The organism is Enterobacter sp. E20, from assembly GCF_000801755.2.
Taxonomy (GTDB): domain Bacteria; phylum Pseudomonadota; class Gammaproteobacteria; order Enterobacterales; family Enterobacteriaceae; genus Enterobacter; species Enterobacter asburiae_B.
The window spans coordinates 2,058,592-2,070,217 of sequence record NZ_CP012999.1 but is presented as its reverse complement, the minus strand read 5'-3'; the positions used below and the strand labels follow the sequence as shown (position 1 = coordinate 2,070,217).

The following is an 11,626-nucleotide window of genomic DNA, read 5'->3' as shown; positions in this document are numbered from 1 at the left end:
TAATGAAAAAGCTGTTTGTGCAGTTTTATCTTTTGCTGTTTGTCTGCTTCCTGGTCATGACCATGCTGGTCGGGCTGGTCTATAAATTCACCGCCGAACGTGCGGGCAGGCAGTCGCTGGACGATCTGATGAAAAGCTCGCTCTATCTGATGCGCAGCGAGCTGAGAGAGATCCCGCCGCACGACTGGGCGAAAACCCTCAAAGAGCTGGATCTGAACCTGTCATTCGATTTACGCATCGAGCCGTTAAAAGATTTTGAGCTGGACCCACCCGCCATGCAGCGTCTGCGCGACGGGGACATCGTCGCGCTGGACGAGAAATACACCTTTATCCAGCGTATTCCGCGCAGCCATTACGTACTGGCCGTCGGGCCGGTGCCCTATCTCTATTATCTGCACCAGATGCGTCTGCTGGACATGGCGCTGATGGCCTTTATCGCCATTTCGCTCGCGTTTCCGGTCTTTATCTGGATGCGCCCGCACTGGCAGGACATGCTGAAGCTGGAATCCGCCGCGCAGCGTTTTGGCGAAGGGCATTTTACCGAACGCATTCACTTCGACAGCGGTTCCAGCTTTGAACGTCTGGGCGTGGCCTTTAACCAGATGGCCGATAACATCAATGCCCTGATCGCCAGTAAAAAGCAGCTGATCGACGGGATTGCGCACGAGCTGCGCACGCCGCTGGTTCGCCTGCGCTATCGTCTGGAGATGAGCGAGAATCTGACGGAAGCGGAGTCTCAGGCGCTTAACCGCGATATCGGCCAGCTTGAGGCGCTGATCGAGGAGCTGCTGACCTACGCGCGACTCGATCGTCCGCAAAACGAACTGAACCTCAGCACGCCGGACCTGCCTGCCTGGCTGCAAACCCACATCGATGACGTTCAGAGCGTAAACCCGCAGCGCACGCTGTTAACGCGCGTCACGCCGGGTGATTACGGCGCGCTCGATATGCGCCTGATGGAGCGCGTGCTGGACAATCTGATGAACAACGCCATGCGCTACAGCGAAAGCACGCTACAGATTGGGCTGGATTTGCAGGGCAATCAGGCCAGCCTGACGGTGGAGGATGACGGTCCGGGGATTGCCCCGGAAGAGCGAGAAACCGTGTTTGAACCGTTTGTCCGCCTCGACCCCAGCCGCGATCGCGCCACTGGCGGATGCGGCCTGGGGCTGGCGATTGTCTACTCTATCGCGCAGGCGATGGGCGGCACGGTGCATTGCGAAGAGAGCGAGCTCGGCGGCGCGCGCTTCTGCTTTAGCTGGCCGGTATACCATAACATCGCCCTTCCCGTCCCTGCCTGACTTCAACCGCACGCTGGCCTGACCCGGCGTGCTGTGCTATATGATAAGTATGTTGTAACTAACGAGAGTGCTTATGGCGACCTACGATCTCCTCGAACGGCTGAACAGCACGTTTCGGGCAATAGAACACGAGCTCCTGACCCTGACAGAACGTTTGCAGAGCTGCCGTCTGCTGGCCGCGCGCGTCTTTACCCTGCCCGAGGTTGCCAAAGGGGCCGAGCACGACCCGCTGGACACCATCGCGGTTGAACAGCACATCGGCAGCGCCGCCCTTGAGCTGACGCTGAAGCACTATCGCCGCCTGTTTATCCAGCAGCAGTCAGAAAACCGCAGCAGTAAGGCCGCCGTGCGTCTGCCTGGCGTGATCTGCCTGCAAACCGATGCGACAACGCGCGACGCGCTGGAAAGCCAGATTACCCACATCAACACCCTGAAAGCGGCCTTTGAAAAGATCGTTACCGAAGAGTCCGGCCTCGCCCCTGCCGCCCGGTTTGAATGGGTGCACCGCCAGCTTCCGGGGCTGATTACCCTGAACGCCTATCGCACGCTGACGGTACTGCGTCATCCCGCCACGCTGCGCTTCGGCTGGGCGAATAAGCACATCATTAAAAACTTCACCCGGGATGAGATTCTGGCGCAGCTGGAAAAAAGCCTGAAGACGCCGCGTACCGTCGCGCCGTGGTCGCGCGAGCAGTGGATTGAGCGCCTGGAGCAGGAGTACCACAGCATCGCCTCGCTGCCGGCGGACACGCGCCTCAAGATAAAGCGCCCGGTGAAGGTGCAGCCTATCGCCCGCGTCTGGTATTCCGGCCAGCAAAAACAGGTTCAGTATGCCTGCCCTACGCCGCTGATTGCGCTTTATGATGCCGATCGGGGGGCTATCGTGCCGGATATTGGTGAGTTGCTGAATTACGATGCTGAAAATGTCCAGCACCGTTACCGACCTCAGGCGCAGCCGCTGCAGCTAATTATTCCGCGGCTGCACCTGTACGTGGCGGGATGACTATTTCATGCTACCGACCATCGCTTCCGGACGAACCCAGGCGTCGAACTCCGCCTCCGTGAGATAGCCCAGCGCCAGGGCGGAGGCTTTCAGCGTCAGCCCCTCTTTATGCGCTTTTTTAGCGATCTCCGCGGCTTTGTCATAGCCGATATGGGTATTGAGTGCGGTCACCAGCATCAGGGATTCATTGAGCAACTGGCTGATACGTTCGCGGTTGGGCTCAATCCCTACCGCACAGTGTTCGTTAAAGCTCTCCATCCCGTCCGCCAGCAGACGAACAGATTGCAGCACGTTGTGGATCACCATCGGGCGATAGACGTTCAGCTCGAAGTTGCCGGACGCACCGCCCAGGTTGACGGCCACGTCGTTGCCCAACACCTGACAGCAGAGCATGGTCATGGCTTCGCACTGGGTCGGGTTGACTTTACCCGGCATGATGGAGCTACCCGGCTCGTTTTCCGGAATACTGATTTCACCGATACCGCAGCGCGGACCCGAGGCCAGCCAGCGCACGTCGTTGGCGATTTTCATCAGCGAGGCCGCCAGCCCTTTCAGCGCGCCGTGGGTGTGGACCAGCGCATCGCAGGTCGCCAGCGCTTCGAACTTGTTGGGCGCCGTGACGAACGGCTGCCCGGTGATGTTTGCCAGCTCCTCCGCCACGCGCACCGCGTATTCTGGATGGGTGTTTAACCCGGTCCCGACCGCCGTCCCGCCGAGCGCCAGCCCCGCCAGGTGCGGCAGGCTGTACTCAATATGCTTCAGGTTATGTTCCAGCATCGCCACCCAGCCGGAAATCTCCTGGCCGAGCGTCAGCGGCGTGGCGTCCTGCAGGTGCGTACGGCCAATTTTGACGATGTCGCGGAAGGCCTGCGCTTTCTCGTTGAGCGTGGCTTTCAGGACGTTAAGCTGCGGGATAAGCTGCTCGCGGATAGCAATTACCGCCGCCACGTGCATCGCCGTCGGGAAGACGTCGTTGGAACTCTGGCTTTTGTTGACGTCATCGTTCGGATGGACCTTACGCTCCATGCCGCGCACGCCGCCCAGCAGTTCGCTGGCCCGGTTCGCCAGCACTTCGTTCATGTTCATGTTGCTCTGGGTGCCGGAACCGGTCTGCCAGATGGCGAGGGGGAATTCATCGGGATGCTTGCCCGCCAGCACTTCGTCGGCGGCGTTGATGATGGCGGTCGCTTTGTCTGCCGTCAGCAGGCCTAAATCCTGGTTCACTTTCGCGGCGGCGCGTTTGGTGAGCGCCAGCGCCTGAATCAGCGAGACGGGCATTTTTTCGGTCGAAATACGGAAGTGCTCCAGCGAACGCTGGGTTTGCGCGCCCCATAGCTTATCGGCCGGGACGTCGATGGCGCCCATCGAATCTTTCTCATGGCGTACCGTGGTCATTACTTTCTCCTTGATAACAAAAGAGGGATTGCTCACATGCTTAAGGGATAAGTATTGATGACTTCTGAGAAACGATATGGCGCTTTGTGCGCTCTTTTTAGTGTCGGGTTGCGGCTTCGCCTTACCCGACCTACGAGAATATAGGCCGGGTAAGCGTCAGCGCCACCCGGCAATTTACAGAATTACTTCACGCACGCCGAACACTGGGACGACTGGATCTGCTTGAAGAAGTCGTTACCTTTGTCATCCACGAGGATAAACGCCGGGAAGTCTTCCACTTCAATTTTCCAGATCGCTTCCATACCCAGTTCCGGGTATTCCACGCACTCCAGGCTCTTAATGCTGCCCTGCGCCAGAACCGCAGCCGGGCCGCCGATGCTGCCGAGGTAGAAGCCGCCGTGCTTGTGGCAGGCGTCCGTCACCTGCTGGCTGCGGTTGCCTTTCGCCAGCATGATCATGCTGCCGCCGTTGGCCTGCAGCTGGTCAACGTACGAGTCCATACGCCCTGCCGTGGTCGGGCCTAACGAGCCGGACGCGTAACCTTCAGGCGTTTTCGCCGGGCCTGCGTAATAGATCGGATGATCTTTAATGTACTGCGGCAGGCCTTCGCCGTTGTCCAGACGCTCTTTCAGCTTCGCGTGCGCAATGTCGCGGCCCACGATGATCGTGCCGTTCAGCGAGAGACGGGTCGAGACCGGATACTGCGAAAGCTGCGCCAGAATCTCTTTCATCGGACGGTTCAGGTCGACGCGAACCGCTTCACCCTCACCCGCTTTGCGCAGCTCTTCCGGGATGTATTTGCCCGGGTTGTTTTCCAGTTTTTCGATCCAGATGCCGTCGCGGTTGATCTTCGCCTTGATGTTGCGATCCGCAGAGCAGGACACGCCCATCCCGACCGGACAGGAGGCACCGTGACGCGGCAGACGGATCACGCGCACGTCGTGGGCAAAGTATTTGCCGCCAAACTGCGCGCCGAGGCCCAGGTTACGCGCTTCTTCCAGCAGTTCCTGCTCAAGCTGCACGTCGCGGAACGCCTGGCCGTGCTCGTTACCTTCGGTAGGCAGGCCGTCGTAGTATTTGGTTGAGGCCAGCTTAACGGTTTTCAGCGTGCTTTCAGCCGACGTACCGCCAATCACAAACGCGATATGATACGGCGGGCACGCCGCGGTGCCGAGAGTACGCATTTTCTCAACCAGGTAATTTTTCAGCTTGCCCGGGGTAAGCAGCGCCTTGGTTTCCTGGTAAAGATAGGTTTTGTTGGCCGAACCGCCGCCTTTGGCGATACAGAGGAATTTGTACTCGTCACCGTCGACGCTGTAGAGATCGATCTGTGCCGGCAGGTTGGTGCCGGTGTTGACCTCTTTGTACATATCCAGCGCCGCGTTTTGCGAGTAGCGCAGGTTATCTTCGGTGTACGTGTTGTAGACGCCGTGCGCCAGGGCCGCTTCGTCACCGCCGCCGGTCCAGACGCGCTGGCCTTTTTTACCGACGATGATCGCCGTGCCGGTGTCCTGACAGGTAGGCAGAACACCTTTCGCCGCGATGTCTGAGTTACGCAGGAACTGCAGGGCAACGTATTTATCGTTTTCGCTGGCCTGCGGGTCGCTGAGAATATCGGCAACCTGCTGCTGGTGCGCTGGGCGGAGCATAAACGAGGCGTCGTGGAAAGCGTGCTGCGCCAGCAGCGTCAGCGCCTGCGGATCCACCTTGAGGATCTCTTGTCCTTCAAACTCAGAGACGGAGACGTGATCGCGGGTTAACAGGTAATACTCGGTCCGATCCTTACTGAGGGGGAAAGGATCCTGATAATGGAAGGGTTTATTCGACATTGGTCTCTCACTTACTGCTTCGGTCTGTTTATTCAGGGCAGATGTTCCGCTGCCCGGCTTAAAAGCGAGTCAGCTTATCCTACACAATTTTTTAACAAAAACTGAGACTAGTACGACTTTTTACATCCACAGGTTACTTCCATGAGGTTTATTGCTTTAATACCCGGAGTTAATTCCACAATTGAATCAGGGCTTGATAATGCAAAAACTCATTAACTCAGTGCAAAACTACGCCTGGGGAAGTAAAACTGCGTTAACGGATCTCTACGGTATCGCGAACCCGAACAACCTGCCGATGGCAGAACTGTGGATGGGGGCGCACCCGAAGAGCAGCTCAAAAATTGAAGACGCCAGCGGCCAGGTTCGCAGCCTGCGTGACGTGATTGACGCCGATAAAGCCGCGTTGCTGGGCGACAAGGTGGCTCAGCGCTTCGGCGAACTGCCGTTCCTGTTCAAGGTGCTGTGCGCTGACCAGCCGCTCTCCATCCAGGTTCACCCGAACAAGAAAGCCTCTGAAATCGGCTTTGCCAAAGAGAACGCGGCGGGTATTCCGTTAGACGCCGCCGAGCGTAACTACAAAGATCCTAACCACAAGCCGGAGCTGGTCTTTGCGCTGACCCCGTTCCTGGCGATGAACGCGTTCCGCGAGTTTTCAGAGATCGTTTCTCTGCTGCAACCGGTCGCGGGTGCCCACAAGGCTATCGCCCACTTCCTTGAAAACCCGAACGCGGACGCGCTGAGCCAGCTGTTTGCCAGCCTGCTGAATATGCAGGGTGAAGAGAAATCTCACGCGCTGGCGGTGCTGAAAGCGGCTCTGGGCAGCCAGCAGGGTGAACCGTGGGAGACCATCCGCCTGATCTCCGAATTCTACCCGGACGACAGCGGCCTGTTCTCCCCTCTGCTGCTGAACGTGGTGAAGCTCAACCCGGGCGAAGCGATGTTCCTGTTCGCTGAAACCCCGCACGCCTACCTTCAGGGCGTTGCGCTGGAGGTAATGGCTAACTCCGATAACGTGCTGCGCGCGGGCCTGACGCCGAAATACATCGATATTCCTGAACTGGTTGCCAACGTGAAGTTTGTGGCGAAACCTGCCGCGGAGCTGCTGACTCAGCCGGTGAAAAACGGCGCAGAGCTGGACTTCCCAATTCCGGTTGAGGATTTTGCTTTTTCCCTGCACGACCTGAGCCAGGCCGAAACCGCCATCGCGCAGGAAAGCGCGGCGATTCTGTTCTGCGCCGAGGGCGAAGCGACGCTGCGCAAAGGCGAACAGCGTCTGGTGCTTAAGCCCGGTGAGTCAGCATTCGTTGCAGCCAGTGAATCACCGGTCAGCGTAAGCGGCACCGGTCGTCTGGCGCGCGTTTTCAATAAGCTATACCCTAAATAATTCGAGTTGCATGAAGGCTGCGACGCAGCGAATCCCCAGGAGCGTACATAAGTACGTGACTGGGGTGAGCGAGGAAAGCCAACGCACAGGCAACTTGAAGTATGACGGGTATTAGGGACTTACTGATTTTTTTAACAACTCTTGCTAAGCTAGTTGCAGGCTTAATATCTCCAGGCGGTTTTTACCGCCTGGTTTCATTTTAGGGATAGTCGCAATGAAAAAATCGGTCGTAGCGGTTGGAGTGATTGTAGCGTTAGGCGTGGTCTGGACGGGTGCCTCCTGGTTTACCGGGAAACAGCTGGAAGGCCGTCTGGCTGAGATGGTGGCGCAGGCTAACGGAGAGATTAAGCGCAGCGCGCCGGAGGCGGGCCTTGAGCTGAGCTACCAGAATTATCAGCGCGGCGTGTTTACCAGCCGTATGCAGCTGGTGGTGAAGCCGGTGGCCGGTGCTGAAAACGGCTGGCTGAAACCGGGCCAGAGCGTGGTGCTGGACGAGGTGGTGAGCCACGGTCCGCTGCCGCTGGCGCAGCTGAAGTCCTTTAACCTGATCCCGTCGATGGCGTCCGTTCATACCGTGTTGGTGAATAACGACGTCACTAAACCGCTGTTTGACCTGGCGAAGAATGAATCGCCATTCGACATTAATACCCGCATCAGCTATGCCGGTGACACGAGCTCCGATATTGCTCTGAAAGCGCTGAACTACGAGAAAGAGAATGAGAAAGTCGCCTTCAGCGGCGGTCACTTCAAACTTGATGCTGACCGCGACGGAAACGTGTTCTCCCTGACGGGTGAAGCGGAAAGCGGCCTGGTCAATGCCGTGAACGAATATAACCAAAAGGTTCAGCTCACCTTCAACAACCTGAAGGCCGACGGCAACAGCCGAATGACCGATTTCCAGGAGCGTATCGGCGATCAAAAACTGTCTCTCGACAAGGTTGCCATTGCGGTTGAAGGAAAAGAGATGGCCGTGATGGAAGGTATGGACGTCAACGGCAAATCAGACGTTTCCAAAGACGGTAAGAGCATCAACACCCAGCTGGATTACACGCTGAAGAGCCTGAAGGTGCAGAATCAGGACCTGGGCACCGGCAAGCTGTCGCTGAAGATCGGCAATATCGACGGCCAGGCGTGGCACGAGTTTAGCCAGAAATACAGCAAAGAGAGCCAGGCGCTGCTGACCGATGCCGCACTCCAGCAGAACCCTGAGGTGTACCAGCAGCAGGCGATGGCGGTACTGTTCAACAACCTGCCTGTCCTGCTGAAAGGCGAGCCGGTGGTCACCGTTGCGCCGCTGAGCTGGAAAAACAGCAAGGGCGAAACCAGCTTTAACCTGTCTCTGTTCCTGAAAGATCCGGCAACCGCAACGGGTGAACCGCAGACGCTGGCGCAGGAAGTGGATCGCAGCGTGAAGTCGCTCGACAGCAAGCTGACCATCCCGATGGATATGGCGACCGAGTTTATGACCCAGATTGCGAAGCTGGAAGGCTACGGCGATGAAGACGCCGGCAAGCTGGCGAACCAGCAGGTGAAAGGTCTGGCGGCAATGGGCCAGATGTTCCGCATCACTAAAGTGGAAAACAACACGATTTCCACCAGCCTGCAGTACGCCAACGGCCAGGTAACGCTGAACGGCGACAAGATGCCGCTGGAAGACTTTGTCGGCATGTTTGGTATGCCGACGCTGGGGATGCCGGAACCGGCTGAACCGGCTGAACCGGCAGCACCGGCAGCACCGGCAGCACCGCAGCACTAAACGTCAAAACCCCTCGCATGAGGGTTTTTTTATTGCCGGGTGGTGCTGACGCTTACCCGGCCTACGATCCCGATCCGTTGTTGGCCCGTGCAAGCGAAGCGCCGCCGGGCGATGTGCAGCGGAGATTATTTCACCGTCACCAGCCGCGCCGCCACAATCTGGTGTCCGGCCTGAACGTCCGTGTTGTCGATGCGCTGCATGATCCTGTCCGCCAGCGTGTAGCCCATCTCCCGCGCAGGGGTGGTAGCCCAGACGATCGGCAGATCGTCTAGCGCGTTTTCACCGACGTCGGCGAACGCCCCCAGCGCCACCTGATGGCCGAAGAAGGTTTCCACCCCGCCCTCGCCGCTCTGACGCCCGGCGCGGATCAGGCCAAACCAGGCGCCCATGGCAATCACGTCGTTGTAACAAATCACGGCGCTGATCGTCGGACTGCTGCGCAGCAGCGCGGCTATCGCTTCCGCCGCTTTCTTCTGGCTGGATTCACACTCCACGACCCATTCGCTGTGGAACGGCAGGCCGTATTTAATCAGCGTCGCGCAGTAGCCGCCGACCCGCTCGGCGCGGGTCAGGGACGAGCTTTTCCCACCCAGCCAGGCAATGCGCTGGTGTCCGCGACGAATAAGATGTTCGGTCAGCATTTGCGCGGCCTGCATGTTATCCGGTCGCAGCGTATCGGCCTCGTCCAGATAGCTGGCGCGCGAAGCAAACACCAGCGGCACGCCTTTTTCGGCGGCGCGCTCGCACAGCTCGCTGCCCACGCCCGACGCCCCGGCGACGATCACCCCGTCCACCCCCTGATTCAGCAGCATATCGAGCCGGGAGAGAAGCTGATCGGGCTCGCGACCGCCGTGCAGAAGAAAGACCATCCGCCCCTGCGCTTCAAGCGCTTCGGTTAACCCTGCGGTCAGCTCCGCATAGAAAGGTGACGTCAGGTCGCGGACAATCAGGCCAATCACCCCGCTTTGCCCGCCGCGCAGCGCCGACGCCTGACGGTTACGCACAAAACCCAGCTGCTCAACCGCCTCGTTAACCCGCTGACCGGTCGCAGGAGAGATGCGCCCTTTTCCGCTCAGCACCAGTGAAACGGTGCTTACGGAAACGCCCGCCGCCAGCGCGACATCGTTGATGGTGATTTTTTTCGCTACAGCCATGTGTTGGCGTGACTCCCTGAAATGAGATCGGTAAAACGTTTTATCAATACGTTATCTTTATACTACCAGTCAAAGCCTGAGAATGTGATTTAGCGCGCACTAAACTTTGATAAAACGTTTTATCTTCTCGCAGCATTGAAGCAGGCAAACTGATTTTAACAATAAAGGAGTCGTTTTATGACGGCGAAAGCAGCACAAAAAATATCGCTGTGGGAATTTTTCCAGCAACTGGGTAAAACCTTTATGCTGCCCGTGGCACTCCTCTCGTTCTGCGGGATCATGCTCGGGATCGGCAGCTCGCTGAGCAGTAAAGACGTCATCACGCTGATCCCGTTCCTCGGTACCCCGGTGCTGCAGGCGATCTTCATCTGGATGAGTAAAGTCGGCTCCTTTGCGTTTAGCTTCCTGCCCGTGATGTTCTGTATCGCTATCCCGCTGGGCCTGGCGCGCGAGAACAAAGGCGTCGCGGCGTTTGCCGGGTTTGTAGGCTACGCCGTGATGAACCTGGCGGTTAACTTCTGGCTGACCACGAAAGGCATTTTGCCGACCACCGACGCTGCCGTACTTAAAGCCAACAACATTCAGAGCGTGATCGGTATCCAGTCTATTGATACCGGGATACTCGGGGCAGTGATCGCAGGGGTCATTATCTGGATGCTGCACGAGCGCTTCCACAATATCCGGCTGCCGGATGCCCTGGCCTTCTTCGGCGGTACCCGCTTTGTGCCGATTGTTACCCTGGTCGTGATGGGTCTGTTCGGTTTAATCATTCCGCTGATCTGGCCGGTCTTTGCGATGGGCATCAACGGTATTGGCCGCATCATCAACGGCGCGGGAGATTTCGGTCCGATGATCTTCGGCACCGGCGAGCGTCTGCTGCTGCCGTTTGGCCTGCAGCATATCCTGGTGGCCCTGATTCGCTTCACCGAAGCGGGCGGCACCATGGAGGTGTGCGGTCACGACGTGAGCGGCGCGCTGACCATCTTCCAGGCGCAGCTGAGCTGCCCGACCACCCACGGCTTCTCCGAAAGCGCCACCCGCTTCCTGTCTCAGGGTAAAATGCCTGCCTTCCTCGGCGGCCTGCCGGGTGCCGCGCTGGCGATGTACCACTGCGCGCGCCCGGAAAACCGTCATAAAATTAAAGGCCTGCTGATTTCCGGCGTGATCGCCTGCGTCGTGGGCGGTACCACCGAACCAATCGAATTCCTGTTCCTGTTCGTCGCACCGGTGCTGTACCTCATCCACGCGGTGCTGACCGGTCTGGGCTTTACCGTGATGGCGGTGCTGGGCGTGACCATCGGCAACACCGACGGCAACGTGATCGACTTCGTGGTGTTCGGGATCCTGCACGGCCTGTCCACCAAGTGGTACCTGGTGCCGGTCGTGGCGGCTATCTGGTTTGCGGTTTACTACGGCATCTTCCGCTTCGCCATCACCCGCTTTAACCTGAAAACGCCTGGCCGCGATACCGATACGGCGAGCAGCGTTGAACAGGCGGTTGCCGGAACCGTGGGCAAATCCGGCTATAACACACCGGCCATTCTGGCGGCGCTGGGCGGCGCGGATAACATCACCTCGCTGGATAACTGCATCACCCGCCTGCGTCTGTCGGTGGCGGATATGTCAAAAGTGGATACCAACGCCCTGAAAGCCAACCGGGCCATCGGCGTGGTACAGTTAAATCAGCACAATTTGCAGGTGGTTATCGGCCCGCAGGTCCAGTCGGTGAAGGATGAGCTGGCTACCCTGATGCGAACAGTTGAAGCCTGATGCCTCAGCCCCCTCTCATGAGGGGGTTTTACTT

General features: G+C 58.4%; 8 protein-coding genes. 5 read left to right on the top strand and 3 right to left on the bottom strand.

Annotation, left to right across the window (positions count from 1 at the left end; translation table 11 throughout):
- Positions 1-2 precede the first annotated feature (2 nt).
- Positions 3-1,301, top strand: a complete 1,299-nt coding sequence (gene rstB, locus NI40_RS09835; RefSeq protein WP_039262306.1) for a two-component system sensor histidine kinase RstB — start codon at positions 3-5, stop codon at positions 1,299-1,301.
- A gap of 73 nt (positions 1,302-1,374) precedes the next feature.
- Positions 1,375-2,304, top strand: a complete 930-nt coding sequence (tus, locus tag NI40_RS09830) for a DNA replication terminus site-binding protein (protein ID WP_039262307.1) — start codon at positions 1,375-1,377, stop codon at positions 2,302-2,304.
- Here tus and fumC read toward each other — a convergent pair whose 3' ends face one another.
- Entirely contained in the window at positions 2,305-3,699 is a 1,395-nt protein-coding gene (gene fumC / locus NI40_RS09825; RefSeq protein ID WP_039262308.1) for a class II fumarate hydratase, read from the bottom strand.
- A 182-nt stretch (positions 3,700-3,881) separates the two neighbouring features.
- Positions 3,882-5,528, bottom strand: a complete 1,647-nt coding sequence (gene fumA / locus NI40_RS09820) for a class I fumarate hydratase FumA (protein WP_039262309.1) — start codon at positions 5,526-5,528, stop codon at positions 3,882-3,884.
- Positions 5,529-5,727: 199 nt separating this feature from the next.
- Here fumA and manA point away from each other — a divergent pair, with 199 nt between their 5' ends.
- Positions 5,728-6,912 (top strand): mannose-6-phosphate isomerase, encoded by a 1,185-nt coding sequence (gene manA, locus NI40_RS09815; RefSeq protein ID WP_039262310.1) that lies wholly within the window; start codon positions 5,728-5,730, stop codon positions 6,910-6,912.
- 214 nt (positions 6,913-7,126) lie between these two features.
- Complete coding sequence (locus NI40_RS09810; RefSeq protein WP_039262311.1) at positions 7,127-8,668, top strand: YdgA family protein; 1,542 nt, start codon at positions 7,127-7,129, stop codon at positions 8,666-8,668.
- Positions 8,669-8,793: 125 nt separating this feature from the next.
- On the opposite strand, the gene NI40_RS09805 is transcribed toward NI40_RS09810, so the two are convergent.
- A complete protein-coding gene (locus NI40_RS09805) occupies positions 8,794-9,822 on the bottom strand; it encodes a Mal regulon transcriptional regulator MalI (RefSeq protein ID WP_039262313.1) in 1,029 nt (342 codons plus the stop codon).
- Positions 9,823-9,999: 177 nt separating this feature from the next.
- On the opposite strand from NI40_RS09805, the gene malX reads away from it, so the two are divergent.
- Positions 10,000-11,592 (top strand): maltose/glucose-specific PTS transporter subunit IIBC, encoded by a 1,593-nt coding sequence (gene malX, locus NI40_RS09800; protein WP_039262314.1) that lies wholly within the window; start codon positions 10,000-10,002, stop codon positions 11,590-11,592.
- The last annotated feature ends 34 nt before the right edge of the window (positions 11,593-11,626 follow it).